Source organism: Paenibacillus sp. DMB20, from assembly GCF_000987955.1.
Lineage (GTDB): Bacteria > Bacillota > Bacilli > Paenibacillales > Paenibacillaceae > Paenibacillus_AQ.
In genome coordinates, this window is the sequence record NZ_LAZU01000021.1 from 418,554 (window position 1) to 434,222 (window position 15,669).

A 15,669-nucleotide genomic window follows, 5' to 3' on the forward strand; every position below is an offset into this window, starting at 1 on the left:
GAGGTGAAACTGATGAATTCTTGGATACATAAAACTTATGTTAAATGGTTGTCATGTTTTCTGATAGCGATCCTGATTCTTAGCCCGCTTCTGAATATTTCCCCGTCCCATGCGGCAGGGAACGATTCGGCCCTGCTTCCGTCCGCGGGAATTTCTTCAGCCCCGGAGGCTGCTCCGGCTTCCGCCACGGAATCGACCTACGGAGATCCGCAGGATCCGCTGGCGCCCGGGAATTTGAGATTGGAAAGCGTGTCCCATAATCAAGCCAAATTCGCTTGGGATTTCGTGGAAGGAAGTAACGACATTCAGGTTTGGAATGCCGACACGAACGGTTGGATCACCTGGGGCAACTTGTGGACCCGTTCCGTTACGGGCTTATCCCCGGAAACCACCTACCGGATCTACATCACTTGGAATCATGACGCCGGAAAGGAGCATAAAAGCAATGTTCTTGAGTTTACCACAACCAAAGACACCAGCGAATATAAAGAAGCTCCTCTTACTCCGCCAAGTCATTTGAAAGTGACGGAAGTTACCGGGGATTCGGTTACCTTGAACTGGGGATCCAGCCCCGGAGCCACGGGATACGACCTCTACGTCAACGGAAGCTGGAAGGGAGGAACGTGGGAAAATTCCGTAACAAGCATCACGTATGCCCCACTGGAAACCGGAAAAACTTATACGTTCGAGGTAGGAGCCCAAAATCCTCCGAACCCCGCTTCCGCCAAAAGTAATTCGGTAACGCTTACATGGGGTGAGCTAAGCCCTCCGGAAGGACTGCAGGTCATCACCGCCACCCGGACCGCCGCATCGCTAGGCTGGGCTCCTGTTCCGGGTGCCACGGATTATGACATTTACCAGGACGGAACGAAGATCGGAAACACGGATGAGAGCCGCTTTGCAGTCAAAGGACTGAAGGAAGGCAGAACCTACGCGTACCGTATCGTCGCCAAAAACAGTCTCTGGACATCCGCGGAAAGCGAACCGGTGTCCGTCGTGTCGGGCGGCAATTACAATAACATCACTTATTACACTTCCTGGTCGGCCGGCAGCGACCGAAATTTCAAACCGACCGACGTGGATGTTTCGCAGATCACTCATATTAACTATGCGTTTGCGGATATATGCTGGAAGAAATACGGCACCACGGGCAGGGACTGCGAGAATCCGGATATTCCGCTGCAGAAGGATTATGTTTACGACGGCGAGATCGTCATCGGCGATCCCGAACTCGATTTCGACAATATGAGCTCGCTCGTATCGATCCGAGAGCGAAATCCGCATCTGAAGCTGATGGTTTCGGTGGGCGGATGGTCCTGGTCCAAAAATTTCTCCAATATGGCAAAAACGGAGGAAACCCGGCGGACCTTCGCGAACTCGGCCGTGGACTTCCTGAGGGAATACCGGCTGGATGGACTGGATATCGATTGGGAATACCCTGTGGAGGGGGGAGACACGAATAATTCCAGAGGGCCTGAAGACAGGGAGAATTTTACGCTGCTGATGAAAACCGTGCGCGAAGCCTTGGATGCGGCAGGCTCCGAGGACGGCAAATATTATCTGCTCACGATCGCATCGGCACAGGGCGATAATTTCGTCGTCAATGCGGATCTAACGCGTTCGGTGCGATATCTCGATTTTGTCAACATCATGACTTACGATTACAGCGGAAATTGGGAGGTGTTGGCCCATCACAATGCACCGCTTTTTTATGACCGCAAGCATCCGAAATCAAGCGCCAAGCGCAACCATGTACTGGGAGGCTTGAACGGCCATCTGACCGGCGGCGTTCCGGCCTACAAACTGGTTGCGGGCATCCCTTTCTACGGCAAGGGTTGGGGCGGCTGTCCGCCAACCGGGGAGTACCGGACTTGCGCCGAGGCCATTCCGGGGACTTGGGGCGAGGTTAATAATTTTGATTATACCGATCTTGAGAACAATTACGTGAACAAGAACGGTTACGTGCGCTATTGGAATGAGGCAGCCAAGACGCCGTACCTGTACAATGACGAGAAGAAGGTTTTTATTACGTACAATGACAAAACCACGATGATGTACACCGCTTCGTTGGTGAAATCGCTTGACATTGCGGGCGTAATGAGCTGGGAAATCAGCGGCGACCGCAACCGGACGCTCACAACCCAGCTCGCCCAAGATCTGCCGATTCACGGAGAGGCAAACGCATCCGCGCTGCCGGCTCCGAAACGTCCGGCGTTGGCGTCCAGGACGGCGAACTCGCTTCAGATCCGATGGGAGCCGGTCAAGGATGCGACGGAGTACGAGATTTACGTGGATAAGGCCATGGTAGGGGCGACGGCAGGAACCTCTTATACGGTGACTTCCCTGGACCCTGGCCAAACCTACAAGATACACCTGCTTGCCGTAACCAAAACGGGTAATGACATTCAGAAGGTGTCCATGGCATCGGAAGAGCTGAGCGCGATGACGACATCCGCGCCAACCGATCCGGGCGGCAGCACGGGCGGCGGTTCCGGCGGAACGGGCGGTACGCCGCAGCCGCAGCCACAACCGCAACCGCAGCCGACAAAAGGCAAGGATCAGCTGGATGCGAACATCGTAAAGCAGGCCGATACAACCGTCGTAAGCCTGGCGGAGGATGCGGCCGTCAAGCAGATTAAGGGAACGGATTCCTCCAATTTCAAGATTGAAGCCGGAGACGGCGTGAAGCATTTGGAGGTGAATATTCCGCAGGGAGTCATAACCGCGATTGCGAATAAAGGCGCGCAAGCCAGCTTGTCCGTCATCGTAAACGGAACCGAGCATCGCATACCGGCAGCATTGATTTCCGGAGAAGGCGCAATCAAAATATCCATCGGCGTTCCTGCCGATAAAGACGTTGAGATTATGACCGCTTTGCTCAAAGGCAAAAAAGTATTGTCGAATCCGACCTTGTTTAAGATTGAACGGATCCATGGCGATAAAACCGTTCAAGAGCTAAAGCATTTCGGCAAATTTTACGTCAGCGAGTTTATCGCTCTCGATCCCAAGTCGTTCCTTGCGAAACGCACGGCAGGAATGATCCATGTCCCTGGTTCGGGCGAGCTTCGTTCGGTACCGACATTATTCAAGTCCGGTCCGAACGGCAAGGCCATCGCGGAGCTGAAGAAAACGGCCGGCGGCCTTTACGCACTGGCCGAGAACCGTATCATTTTCAATGATGTTAAGGCCGCATGGGCCATAGAGGAGGTGGCGCAGGCTGCAGCCAGACTCATCTCATTCGGGGAACAGCCGAATTCCTTTGGGGGAAGTCAGCAGATCACGCGGGCGGAGATTGTATCCATGATCGTTCGGGGTCTTGGCATCATCCCTGACGGCAGCGGCTCAAGCTTTAAGGATGTGGGAACCGGGACGAAATACGCCAAAGAAATCGCGGCTGCCAAAGCCGCAGGGCTCATTCAAGGCAGGACGGGGGACAGGTTCGATCCGGAAGCCTTGCTGACACGGCAGGAGTTGGCCGTGCTTCTGGCTAACGCCATGAAATATGCCGGCGCTACCAACGATGCCGATTTCGCATCGCTGGCGAAGTTTAAAGACCGGGCGGAAATTGCCTTGTACGCGAAAGCTTCCCTGGCGCTGATGGCAGAGAAAAAAATCATTCTCGGCGTAACGCCTGACAAAATCGCTCCCGAAATGAATGTAACGAGAGCGCAAACGGCCGTAACCGTCATTAGAATGCTACGAGCCATTGGTTTAACGGATTGAGCACAAAAGGGCATGGAAACCATTCCATGCCCTTTCTTTGCGTATTTTAAACCAGCGGCAGCGATATAGTGAAGACCGTTCCGATGAGAGGCTCGCTCTCTACGGAAACGGTTCCGTTCATGGAGCGTATCGCTTGATAGGAAAAGGTTAAACCGAGGCCGGTCCCGGTGCTTTTGGTGGAATAATAGATCGAGCCGAGGCGGCTGAGCTGTTCCTCATTCATGCCGATGCCGTTGTCCCGGATTTCAAGCTGAACCCTGCGCAGATGAAGTTTGAAAAAAATGTCGACTCGAGCTTTGGGAACATCGGTACAGGCTTCAATCGCATTTTTTATAAAATTGACGAGCAGCTGCTTTATTTCCGTAGAATTCCCGGAGATCAGCACGGTATAGGATGGAAGCTCCGCTTCAAGCGAGACGTTGTTCATATTGGCATAGGGGGTCATCACTTCCACAACCGTTTTTAACTGGGAGACCAGGTCAATCTGTTGGCGAAAAGAACCCAGCGGCTTGCTGATGGAAAGATATTCGGATAAAATCTGTTCCGTTCGGTGGATTTCCTCAATGCTGATATCGATAAAACGCTCCGTTTTCTCCCTGGTGAGATTATTATCGCGAATTAATTTCAAAAAACCAAGGACGGTCGTCAAAGGATTGCGTACCTCATGGGCGAGAGAAGCTGCAACCTGGTTGATCGCATCGGCTTTTTCATTTTGGATGAACCTCAGATAAAGCTCTTTATCGCTAACCGATTTGCTGAACAAAGTGATGAGCAGCCAGATGCCAAGCGAGTTTTGGACAGGTATAACGAGGATGTTAAACGATAAATTCTCCACCAGATACTCGGTTTTGTTAATATAAAGAATGATCAGGGGAAGAATCGAGAAGCTGATCCCCGCAACAAACGTTATCAGATGCCTTCGTTCGGCTTTATAGTAAAGGGAACACAGCAAAATGCACAAAATAAAGGTGAGACTCATGATGATCATGGCGTCAATGGCTCCGCTCCCGCCGATATAAAGGCGGTAAACGGCGAATTCCGCGAAGAGGATAAAACCTGTCCAAAGACCGCCGAATAAGATGCCGAAAAACATGATCACGTATCTGACATCAAAAATGATTCCTTCTTGGATGCTGGAGGGAAAGGTCATGGACAGCAGCAGGCAGAACGAGCAGGTGATTATAATAAATCTTCTGGAGTAGTTGGCCTCCAGGTTGCGGTAATACACGTTGTATACAACAAAAGGCATTAAAGCAAAAAGCAGTTGGAGAAGCACGCCCTTAATTTCCGACAAAAATCATCACCCTCTGGTCTGAAAATGCGCTGATACGAAAAATTGCTGAACTATTCTTTCGACATCGGAATAAAAAATCCTTGGACTTTTTTGGTAAATCATAAAATAATTAAAGGATTAGGAAACGAACCGGTTCATGGGATGACCAAAATGAATAGGGGGTTTTGATACAAAAAATGATGGAAACGATACTTAAATGCGTGCTTCGGGGAGTCGGGTTTATCCTGTATTTTCCGTTCTATCTCCTCTATCGGCTGGTGCGCTTTTTATGGGAAAAACTGCTGTATCCTCCGCTGTCTTGGCTGTGGAAGCATGTAATCGAGCCCGTGCTCGCATTTGTCATCGAGAACATAATCACCCCTCTTTTTCGTTATTTGATTTATGAACCGCTGCGCTGGATGTGGGGGAATGTGCTTCGGCCTTTTATGATGATGGTTTGGCGTTATGTGCTGAAACCGGCAGGGTGTTTTATCTGGAATTATATTTTGCATCCGTTATGGCATTATCTGATTGTCATTCCGCTCGTTTTTTTGTGGAGGCATGTCCTCCGGTGGCTATTCGAAGAGGTGTTGGTTCCCATAGCCAAATTTTCGGGCGTTGTGGCAGCCTGGATATGGAAAGCTTTGAAATGGCTGATGATCCATTGGATTTGGATCCCGTTGTCATGGCTGTGGGTTCGCGTGCTGTACCCTCCGCTGAATTGGATCTACATAGAAGGGATAAGGCCGGCTGCCCGTTGGCTGAGAGGGATTCTGGGAGAGGGGGCAAGCAAATGAACCCTTTCTTCCCTGTTCATCCCGCCTTCCGGGCGCAATGCAAAAGCGGTTACAATTTTAAAATTTTTTATTCTCAAAATAACGACATCTTTAGTCAGCTTTTGATACAATGTGATAATAATCCTGCCGATAAACCTGTACGACCCCGGTTCCGCCAGGATTTTAACACGGAACAAAGGAAGGCACAGCATGCGAAAGCAAGAAGGATACACGCTCCGTTTCATACTCGGATGGCTTGTTGTCGGCTCCGTCCTTTTAACTGCGGTTATCGGCGGTTATTGGGCGTTAAGGGCCAATATGAAATCGTTGACCTCGAATTATCTGGAGAGCAATTATCAGTACGCCAAAAAATTATCCTCCAACACAACGGATTTGCTGGAAATCATGCAGCATAATATCAATAGCATGGCCCGAATGGCCGGCGAGTCTTCCTTCAGCCAGCGTGAACTGGAGTTGTGGTACCAGGCGAATGAGCATTACTTCAACTCGATCTTCATCGCGGATCCGCAGCGGCGGATCCAGGCAGTCACGCCATCGCAAACTTACAGCCTGATCGGCAGCCAACTTACTTCGAAAGCCTCGATCCAGGCGCCCGCTTAAAGGCACCCCTTATTTCGGAACCTTACGTGGCCTCTACCGGGAGGCTGATTCTTCTCATTTCGGCCCCCATTTTCGGCAAAGACGGCCAATATAAAGGCATGGCTGGAGGCACGATCTATCTACAGGAGGATAACGTGCTCAGCCGTTTGCTGGGTGAACACTTTTACGGCAACGGCTCGTACGTTTACGTGGTCGACCAGCATGGGCATCTTATCTTCCATCCGGATTCCCGGCGGATCAATGAAAAGGTGGGGAGCAATGAAGTGGTGCGAAACGCGATTGACGGAGGAAGCGGTTCCGCGGAGATTGTCAACAGCAGAGGGGTATCTTTTTTTGCCGGTTATGCCTATGAACCGAGGGGCCAATGGGGCATCATTTCGCAGACCCCTGTGTCGGTGCTGGACAAGCCTCTTGAAAAGCTCGCGCTGAACATGGCGCTTCAGGCTCTCCCGGTATTTGCCGTCATTTTGTTGGCGGCCTGGCGCGTTTCCCGTTACATATCGTCCCCTCTATACGAACTGGCGAGGTTTTCGGAAGAAGCGGTGTTATCCAAAAAGCCGCTGCCGCCCGAGGTGCCGAAAATCGCTTCCCTCATCTATGAAGTGAAACAGCTTCATCAGAGCATCGGCAATCATTTGAGCCTGCTGAACGACGAAATCCAAATCGATGGCCTGACCGGACTCGCAAACCGGAAAACATTCGATCTGACGCTGCAGGAGTGGCTGGAGGAACGGGTGCCCTTCGCGCTGATTCTGCTGGACATCGACTTTTTCAAACGGGTCAATGATTTGCACGGCCATGCGGCAGGGGATGAAGTTCTCCGTCACCTTGCCACCCGAATGCGTCTTGGCGCGCGTCAGGAAGATCTTTGTTTTCGATATGGAGGAGAGGAATTCGGCATTCTCGTAAAGCATGGAGGTCTTGCGGAGGCGACCGAGGAAGCGGAGAAGCTTCGCCACGCAATATCCTCGGAACCCGGGCCGTACGGCATTACAATTACCGTGTCGCTCGGCATAGCGGTATACATGCCTCATGAGCGGCTCTCGCCGAAGGAACTTGTGGAAAGAGCGGATTCGGCCCTCTATCGATCCAAGGTTGAAGGAAGAAACCGGGTTACGGCCTTTACATCCCCGAAATAGCACAGTTGATTGAAAAACCTCTTTGTTGCATGGAGCGACGACGCATGTCCCCCCATGAAACGGGAGGTTTTTTCTTGTGAAAAAAAGTTTAGAATTTTGTCGAATTTGAAGGAATGAATATTCGCAATTATGTAAACGGTGCCGATAATAAATACATATCCCTTTTTTGGGGAGGTTTAGCGGTATTACTGACCCGTCTTAAAACATGTAGAAATAAAGGGGAGCCGGACTTTGGAGTGGGACATGATCGATAGCCTGTTATGGATTATGTGTTTTATTCTTTTCGCTGGTTTGACCGTGCTGCTGCTGGATCGGAGGCGTCTAAGGAGCGGAAACCGGGTTGAGGCCGAGATAACAGGAATTTACGACGAATATACCGATGCTGCGATCCATGTGTTCTTCGATGTATCGGAGCGAAAAAAAATGGAGAGAGCGCTTAAAGAAAGCATGGAGCGTTACCGCCGGCTCGTGGAGCTGTCCCCCGCCGCGATTGCCGTATTTAAAGACAAAGGGCTGATCTATTTAAATCCAAGCTGCATGAAGCTGTTCGGCGCATCAAGAATGGAAGAGATGATCGGGAGCCATCCGAGGAGCTGGCTGCTGGAGGATGATCCGGATCTCATCGCCGCCTGCCGGGACGAAATCCTGCAGCATGGTTTTATCACGGCCAAAGAATTAAGGATCAAAAGGTTAAACGGCGGGATTATCGATATTGTGGCCAACGCGATTTACGATGATCAGTCGGATACCGTTGAAATCGTATTTGAAGATATTACGGAACGAAAAAAAGTCGAGCAGGCCTTGATGGAAAGCGAGCGTCTGAACCGGCAGATCATAGAGATATCGCCTGTGGCCATGCTTCTTCATCAGGATTATCGTTTCACGTATGCCAACCCGCATGCGCTCCTGCTATTGGGGGCAGCAAGCTCCGATGAAATTGTCGGACACCGGATTGGCGAAATTACCCATCCTGATTCGCATGAGCTGGTCATGGAATATGTGGAGGACGTATACGAACAGCAAGGGACCTCACAGCTTGGCTGGCACCGCATGATCCGCCGCGACGGTAAGGTGATCGATGTGGAGGCCGTTACGGCGCCTATTCCTTTTATGGGAGCGAAGACTGCGGTAACCATTGTCCGGGACATAACGGAACGCAAAAAACAGGAGGATGACCGCAGATATGCCGAGGATCTGGTTCGGGAAAGCGAGGACCGATACTTCCGGCTCCAAATGAGCCTGGATCAATTTTCTTCGGACTCGTTCGGAATGATCAAGGAAGAGGACTTAAACTGCCGGTTTGTGAGAGAAGTCCGGCAGGTTATCGGGACGGACCTTGTCAGTTTCATTGAAGTGGACCATCACACCAACGTGACGGTCACCCATGGCGGTCCGGAAATTGCGGACAGCATCTTGGAGACCATTTTCGAGCTGGGGCCCCATCAGCTGCCCATCTGCGAACTGATCGATACGCTGGACGGGCATTTCGTCAAAATCGGGGAGATTCGGGGGATAAGCTGCATTTTATGCATAGGCGAGCCCTCGCCTTTTCTCGTTATTCAAGCGACAAGGGTATGGCTGGAGACGATAGCGAGATATGTTAGCGTGTTATACGACAACTTCCGCGTCATCGGGGATTTAAACAGGGAACTGGAGCAGATCGCATCCCAACAGAGAACGCCGGTGTGGCTGCTGCGGCTGATTTTTCAATTATCGGAAAAAGAGAGGAAAAACTTGGCGCAGGATTTGCACGACGCTGCCCTGCAGGATCAGATCGTATGGTACAGAAAACTGGATCAGCTTATGACAGCCCCGGAGTTGCCGGAGAACCTGCACCGCGAATTGGAAAAGATCAAGCAGGGGCTGCTGGATGTCATGTATCAGATCCGGATCACCTGTAATGAATTGAGGCCGCCCATGCTGAGGGAACTTGGCCTGGAGAGGTCGCTTGAGGGATTGTTCGAATTAACCCAGCTGCGTTCCGATTATGCCATACGTTTTGAGTGCAGCGGCTTGAATCATCCTATGAACGACGATTTGTTAATCGGTCTGTATCGCATTGTTCAGGAAATGCTGGCGAATGCATCCAAGCATTCGGGAGCGACGCAAGTTGTGATCAAGCTGTTCGGGAGTCAAGACCGGCTATGCTTAAATTACGCGGACAACGGGGTCGGAATGAATGTAGAGGACACGGAGCGCGTATTCAGCAACATGGGGGTCTACGGGATCAAGGAACGTGTCCGAAGTTTGAATGGGGAAGTGAGGCTGGTTTCTTCACCGGATCAGGGATTGTCGATATCTATTTCGATACCGGCATGATAAATGAGCGGACACCATATTCAAAATAGGGGGAAGGGCAGATGTATCATATTTTACTCGTTGATGATCATCCTTCGGTTATGGAGGGAACCAAAATGCTTCTTGAGCAGGAGGGGGATTTGGCGGTTGCGTTGGCATATACCCCGGTTCAGGCTCTGGAGATGTCGGCTTGCGAGCGGTTTGATGTCATGCTGATCGATCTGCACATGCCGGTCATGAACGGGATGGACCTTGCGAGGAAAATAATGACGGACCGGCCGGATGCGGTAATTCTGGTATATAGCGGTTACGATTTTACGAATCACATCAATCTGATGATTGAGACCGGTATTTCCGGGCTCGTTCACAAAACAGCGGACAGGGAACAGCTGGTCACGGCGGTCCGGTGTGCGCTGCGAGGCGAGGTGGTGCTGCCGCTGTCACTGGTGAGACAGATGCGAAGGACGGCCGGAGAGCCTGTCGCGGGGATGTTCGATGCGGAAGCCAGCTCGATCACCGCCAAGGAATACGCCATACTGAAGCAAATTGCCGGCGGCAGAAGCAATAAGGAAATCGCCGAGAGCATCATTATGAGCCAGCGCTCGCTGGAGTACTGCTTGACCGGCCTGTTTCAGAAGCTGAAAGTCAAATCCCGAATAGAGGCCGCAATGAAAGCTAAGAATTTGGGACTTTTGTCGGATTCGGATTTTATAAAGCCTTCTTAATTGATGCCAATAAAATAGATGATTAAGAAGGGGTTTGTTTTCTTCATGAAAACAGACCCCTTTTTTTCGACATTAATATACAAAAATCCGCAAAATATTTGCGTGGCAGCGCAATGTTTTTTCGGTTACGTTCTTTCGTCCCGGGTGTATGATTTCTTTATCCAATGATAGTAGGTCTATTATCTCATAAAAAAGGGTGGTTATAGTGCAAATGTATGATAGGAGTTTAATGTTAGTGGATAGTGCGATTGAATCGATGGGTGAGGTTTTTATGAAATCCATAGAGGTCTCTCAACCCATTTCCATTGAACAGGGACTCCTGCAGAGTGAAATCGGCGTGCTGATCGGCATTATGGGAGACGTACAGGGACGGCTCATTTTCGAAGGAGAAAAACATACATTCAGCCGGCTGGGCGAATCGATGTTCGGGATGCCGCTTTCGGGGGACATGCTTCACAGTTTTGTCGGGGAGATGGCCAATATGATCGCGGGCCATACATCCACCCTTCTTTCCGGCAAAGGAAAGCATGTGGATATTACTCCACCGACCGTCATGGTCGGCCAGATGGAGATATACGGCTTTAAAAGCGGGGTCAGCGTATCGGCTGCCTTGGACCAGGTCGGAACCATCAGAATCGCATTGCTGCAAAATTAACGAGGGGGATATTTATGAAAAAGAAAATATTGATCGTGGACGATGCCGCTTTTATGAGGCTGGTATTGAAAAATATTCTGGACAAGAACGGTTATGAGGTTGTGGGCGAGGCATCCAACGGCCAGGAGGCCATAGAAAAATACAAGTCGATGTCGCCGGATCTCGTCACGATGGACATCACCATGCCGGTTATGGAAGGAATCGAAGCGGTCAAGCACATCAGGCAGCATGATGCCGATGCCAAGATTATCATGTGCTCCGCCATGGGGCAGCAGATCATGGTCGTTCAGTCGCTGCAGGCAGGGGCACGGGATTTCATCGTTAAGCCATTTCAGGAAGAAAGGGTGCTGGAGTCTATCCGCAGAGTGATCGGTGCTTAATCATTTTATGTGAGGCAAGGGAGAGGATTAACGATGCAGTGGTTTAAAAACTTTAAAACTTCGGTGAAGCTGACATCCGCGTTTGTCTTTATTGCGCTGTTGACGGCGGTCGTTGGATTATTCGGGCTTAACAGCCTTAAGCAGATGAACGTGAAGCTGGATGGAATGTACAAGGACAATGTGAAGCCCATTCAATACGTGATGGGCTCTTCCATCCGCTTCCAGACAATCCGTCTTGATATGAGGAATATTGCCGCGGAGGACAATCAAGCGAATAAAGACGCGTTGGCGAATCAAATCAATGAACTCCAAAGCCGGATCGAAGAGAATATCCGCCTGTATGGCGAGAGCAACACGACTCAAGAGGAGAAGGCGCTGATCGCCAAGTTTCCGGCTCTCTGGAATGAATATAAGCAACATATCGAGCAGGCCTTGAAGCTGTCGGATGAAGGACGCCACGAACAACTCGAGACCTTTCTTTACGGAGATTTCAAGGAGGCGGGGGATCGGGTCAGCAGCCTTTTTGACGAGATGGTAACCATAAATGTCGAACTTGCGGACCATAGAAGCCAGGAGGGAGAAGAGAGTTATCAGGACGCACGGATCATCCTGCTTGCCGTCGTGCTGGCCGCGTTTATCATCGCCGTCGGATTGGGCTTGTTCATTGCCCGGATGATCTCCAGCCCGCTTAAACGGGCGGTCAGGCTGGTTGAGCAAGTGGCTGACGGCGATCTTACCGAAACGATGGAGTACGACGCCAAGGATGAAATCGGCAAGCTTATCGAGTCGGTCACTGCCATGATTTTAAGCCTGCGCTCGACGGTCACGGGCGTCATCGTATCGGCGGAAAGCGTTTCGGCCGCGGCTCAGCAAATCTCGGCAAGCACGGAAGAGGTCGCCAGCGGCAGCGCGGACCAGGCGAATGCGGTCCAGTCGATCAACGAGCTGTTCAGCGAGCTGACCACGGCCATGCATTCGGTCGCGCGAATCGCGGAACAGGCGGCTGAATTATCAGGCGAAACGATGAGCATTGCCGAAAAGGGCGGGAAGGTGATTCACGCCTCCGTTGAAGGCATGGATCAGGTCAACCAGCAGGTCATCAAGCTGGAGAAGGATTCCAACCGGATCGGCGATATCATCGAAGTGATTGACGATATCGCCGAACAGACGAATCTGCTTGCTTTGAATGCGGCCATCGAGGCCGCCCGTGCCGGTGACCAGGGCCGCGGGTTCGCGGTGGTGGCCGATGAAGTCCGGAAGCTGGCCGAGCGAAGCTCCGAAGCGACAAAACAAATTACGCTCATCATCAAAGGGATGCAGGAGAATACGCGAAACAGCGTTAAGGCGGTTGGCAACGGCGTCGCGCTGTCCCGCCAGACAGGCGAGGCCTTGGAGTCGATTATATACAAAGTGAACGAGTCCGTGGATAAGGTAACCGAAATCGCGGCCGCCAGCCAGGAACAGGCAGCCCAGTCCTCCGAAGTGCTTATGGCGGTACAGAGCATCTCGGCCGTGTCGGAAGAGTCCGCGGCAAGCAGCGAAGAAACGGCATCAACCGCGCAATCGCTCGCGGGACTGGCGGAAGAACTGAATCAGATCGTTTCGAAATTCAAAGTAAATTCATAGAGGCAAGGAGCGGTTACGATGAAACGTATAAATCGGATGTTTTCCATGAGACTCCGTACTCGGATGCTGGTTGTCATATTAGGGTCCACCATTATTTTGCTGGCAGGCATGCTCACTGTTATCGGCCTGTTCACCAACAAGGAGGCCATGAACTCGGCCATGTCCCTTGCGGGCGAATCCGGGGAAAGGATCGGAACTTCCGTCGAGAAGGAATTGGATCAGGCCATGATCACCGCGCGTGCATTGGCGGACAGCTTTAAAACGATGAAGGATACCGGAGTTGCAGACCGGGGGACCGTGACAGCGGCTCTCAAAAACGTACTGGAGCATAATCCGTCCTATCGGGGAAGCTGGACCATCTGGGAGCCCGAAGCATTCGACGGCAAGGATAAAGAGTTCAAGAATACCGCAGGGACCGATCAAACCGGACGCCTGCTTCCATACTGGAAAAGAACCGAAACGGGTCTGGAACTGGATGTCCTGGAGGATTACGACAAGGCCGATTCAGGGGATTATTATTTACTGGCCAAAAACAGCGGCAAGGAGACGATCCTGGATCCCTACAAGTGGACGATCGGAAACGAAGACGTGATGATGACGTCCCTCGTTGTGCCGATCAAGGATGGAAGCAAGGTCATAGGTGCCGTCGGGATCGATATCGACCTGGAGAAGCTGCAGGAAATGATGGATCAGTTCAAGCTGTACGAGACCGGTTATGCCCATATTTATTCCAATACCGGAACGATTGTAACGCTGCCGGACAAAAGTCAGATCGGAAAAAGCCTGCAGGAGGTTTATCCGGGCGACCGCGTGCCGGAAATTCTTCAGTCGATACGCGAAGGCAAGTTGTTTACCTATGAATCGGAAGGCAACTTCCTGATGTACAGCCCGATTCATATCGGCAAGACGGAAAAGCCTTGGTCCGTCACGATCGTGATTCCGATGAAGGAAATAACGGCGTCCTCGAAGCAGCTCCTCTACTCGATTATAGTCGCGGGCATCGTAACGCTGCTCTTGCTGGCTCTGATCATCGTGCTGCTGACCAACACGATCATCAAGCCGCTGAACCGTGCGGTGGCAGTCGGGGAACACATGGCCAAAGGCGATTTTACCCATGAACTGCCCGAGATGTACCGGATGCGGAAAGATGAAATCGGAGTGCTGGCGGGCGTGTTCCATGAAGTCACCCAAAGCATGACCGGAATGATCGGCCAAGTCAACATGAACGCTTCTCAGGTTGCGGCAGCCTCGCAGCAAATTTCCGCAAGCAGCGAAGAACTTGCCGTGGGCAGCACCCGCCAGGCCGATTCCGTTCAGACGATTAACGAGTTGTTTAAAGAATTGTCTTCAGCCATCACTTCCGTGGCGGAAAGCGCATCTTCGGCCTCCGAGCTGGTAAGCCAGACGGCCGATATCGCGTCCCAGGGCGGAACGGTCGTGCATGAGTCGATTGAGGGCATGAACCGCGTGAACGCCCAGGTATTGAAGCTGGAAGAAGACTCGACGCGCATCGGTGAAATTATCGAGGTTATCGACGATATCGCCGAGCAGACGAATCTTTTAGCCCTGAATGCGGCCATCGAAGCGGCCCGGGCAGGCGAACAGGGGCGCGGCTTCGCTGTAGTGGCCGATGAAGTACGCAAGCTGGCCGAACGCAGCGGTGAGGCGACGAAACAAATTGCAGGCATCATTAAAGGGATGCAGAACAATACGGCCGAAAGTGTACGGGCCGTGGAGGCAGGCGTCGTGGCAACCGAAAAAACAGGTACTGCCTTCGAAAACATCATCCGAATGGTGAATGATTCTTCCAGCACGGTTATGGAAATCGCCGCGGCAAGCGAGGAGCAGGCGGCCCAAGCCGTGGAGGTGGTTTCCGCGATAGAGAATATTTCGGCCTCTGCCGAGGAGACGGCGGCAAGCAGCGAGGAAACGGCATCGACCGCCCAAGCGCTCGCCCAGCTTGCGGAAGAGCTGAACAATATGGTAGCGGCATTTAAAATCAAGTAACGCGAGGGATCGAATTATGCAGGCAACCGGAAAAGAGCAGTACGTGGAGTTTGGTATCGAGACGGAACAGTACGCGATCCGGATTCAGGACATCCATGAAGTTATAAAAATACAGGAAATCACGCCGATTCCGAATATGAGGGACTACGTGAAGGGCGTCATCAATCTGAGGGGCAGGATCGTACCGGTCATCAGCCTTCGGAGCCTGTTCGGCCTGATGGATGCCGACTATACCAAGACGAGCCGGATTATCGTTGTCCATCATCAGGACGAGGCGATCGGCATTATTGTAGATTACGTCAACAAGGTGACGACCTTCTCGGACATTCAGCTTCCGCCTGAACGGGTTGGAGGCGTGACCGGCCGGTATTTTACGGGCATCGGCGTATCGGACAACGGATTGGTCGGCATTTTGCAGCTGGACGAACTTCTGCTGTATGAATAGG

Annotated in this window: 12 protein-coding genes; 11 read left to right on the top strand and 1 reads right to left on the bottom strand. The window is 51.7% G+C overall.

From position 1 onward, the window contains the following. Positions 1-12: 12 nt before the first annotated feature. Positions 13-3,723 (top strand): glycosyl hydrolase family 18 protein, encoded by a 3,711-nt coding sequence (locus XI25_RS09135; protein ID WP_046678282.1) that lies wholly within the window; start codon positions 13-15, stop codon positions 3,721-3,723. A 46-nt stretch (positions 3,724-3,769) separates the two neighbouring features. Here the strand turns inward: XI25_RS09135 and XI25_RS09140 are convergent, their stop codons facing one another. After that, positions 3,770-5,017 carry an ATP-binding protein gene (locus XI25_RS09140; RefSeq protein WP_046678283.1) on the bottom strand — a complete coding sequence of 416 codons (1,248 nt, stop codon included), beginning with the start codon at positions 5,015-5,017 and terminating at the stop codon, positions 3,770-3,772. A gap of 176 nt (positions 5,018-5,193) precedes the next feature. Between XI25_RS09140 and XI25_RS09145 the strand changes: the two genes are divergently transcribed. From XI25_RS09145 to XI25_RS09185, 10 genes are all read left to right on the top strand, one after another. Further along, positions 5,194-5,793 carry a hypothetical protein gene (locus XI25_RS09145; RefSeq protein WP_046678284.1) on the top strand — a complete coding sequence of 200 codons (600 nt, stop codon included), beginning with the start codon at positions 5,194-5,196 and terminating at the stop codon, positions 5,791-5,793. A gap of 189 nt (positions 5,794-5,982) precedes the next feature. Continuing rightward, a complete protein-coding gene (locus XI25_RS34445; RefSeq protein ID WP_235439774.1) occupies positions 5,983-6,393 on the top strand; it encodes a hypothetical protein in 411 nt (136 codons plus the stop codon). Positions 6,394-6,404: 11 nt separating this feature from the next. After that, positions 6,405-7,532: a sensor domain-containing diguanylate cyclase gene (locus tag XI25_RS09150; protein WP_442950373.1), complete on the top strand. Its 1,128-nt coding sequence runs from the start codon at positions 6,405-6,407 to the stop codon at positions 7,530-7,532. A 231-nt stretch (positions 7,533-7,763) separates the two neighbouring features. After that, positions 7,764-9,851 (top strand): PAS domain-containing sensor histidine kinase, encoded by a 2,088-nt coding sequence (locus tag XI25_RS09155; protein WP_052759534.1) that lies wholly within the window; start codon positions 7,764-7,766, stop codon positions 9,849-9,851. Between the two features lie 41 nt (positions 9,852-9,892). Beyond that, positions 9,893-10,555, top strand: coding sequence for a response regulator transcription factor (locus XI25_RS09160; protein ID WP_046678285.1), 663 nt, complete (start codon positions 9,893-9,895; stop codon positions 10,553-10,555). Between the two features lie 229 nt (positions 10,556-10,784). Beyond that, positions 10,785-11,210, top strand: coding sequence for a chemotaxis protein CheX (locus tag XI25_RS09165; RefSeq protein WP_327204749.1), 426 nt, complete (start codon positions 10,785-10,787; stop codon positions 11,208-11,210). A 14-nt stretch (positions 11,211-11,224) separates the two neighbouring features. Then, entirely contained in the window at positions 11,225-11,590 is a 366-nt protein-coding gene (locus XI25_RS09170) for a response regulator (protein ID WP_046678287.1), read from the top strand. Between the two features lie 33 nt (positions 11,591-11,623). Further along, the gene (locus tag XI25_RS09175) at positions 11,624-13,216 is read left to right on the top strand and encodes a methyl-accepting chemotaxis protein (protein WP_046678288.1); all 1,593 of its coding nucleotides are present in this window, start codon (positions 11,624-11,626) and stop codon (positions 13,214-13,216) included. Between the two features lie 18 nt (positions 13,217-13,234). After that, positions 13,235-15,223: a methyl-accepting chemotaxis protein gene (locus XI25_RS09180; RefSeq protein WP_046678289.1), complete on the top strand. Its 1,989-nt coding sequence runs from the start codon at positions 13,235-13,237 to the stop codon at positions 15,221-15,223. A gap of 16 nt (positions 15,224-15,239) precedes the next feature. Continuing rightward, positions 15,240-15,668 (top strand): chemotaxis protein CheW, encoded by a 429-nt coding sequence (locus XI25_RS09185; RefSeq protein ID WP_046678290.1) that lies wholly within the window; start codon positions 15,240-15,242, stop codon positions 15,666-15,668. The last annotated feature ends 1 nt before the right edge of the window (position 15,669 follow it).

Bases quoted from the DNA above. Each gene is read 5' to 3' on its own strand.
- XI25_RS09185 (WP_046678290.1), top strand. From the start codon at position 15,240: ATGCAGGCAACCGGAAAAGAGCAGTACGTGGAGTTTGGTATCGAGACG.
- XI25_RS09180 (WP_046678289.1), top strand. From the start codon at position 13,235: ATGAAACGTATAAATCGGATGTTTTCCATGAGACTCCGTACTCGGATG.
- XI25_RS34445 (WP_235439774.1), top strand. From the start codon at position 5,983: ATGCGAAAGCAAGAAGGATACACGCTCCGTTTCATACTCGGATGGCTT.
- XI25_RS09170 (WP_046678287.1), top strand. From the start codon at position 11,225: ATGAAAAAGAAAATATTGATCGTGGACGATGCCGCTTTTATGAGGCTG.
- XI25_RS09135 (WP_046678282.1), top strand. From the start codon at position 13: ATGAATTCTTGGATACATAAAACTTATGTTAAATGGTTGTCATGTTTT.
- XI25_RS09145 (WP_046678284.1), top strand. From the start codon at position 5,194: ATGATGGAAACGATACTTAAATGCGTGCTTCGGGGAGTCGGGTTTATC.
- XI25_RS09160 (WP_046678285.1), top strand. From the start codon at position 9,893: ATGTATCATATTTTACTCGTTGATGATCATCCTTCGGTTATGGAGGGA.
- XI25_RS09175 (WP_046678288.1), top strand. From the start codon at position 11,624: ATGCAGTGGTTTAAAAACTTTAAAACTTCGGTGAAGCTGACATCCGCG.
- XI25_RS09165 (WP_327204749.1), top strand. From the start codon at position 10,785: ATGTTAGTGGATAGTGCGATTGAATCGATGGGTGAGGTTTTTATGAAA.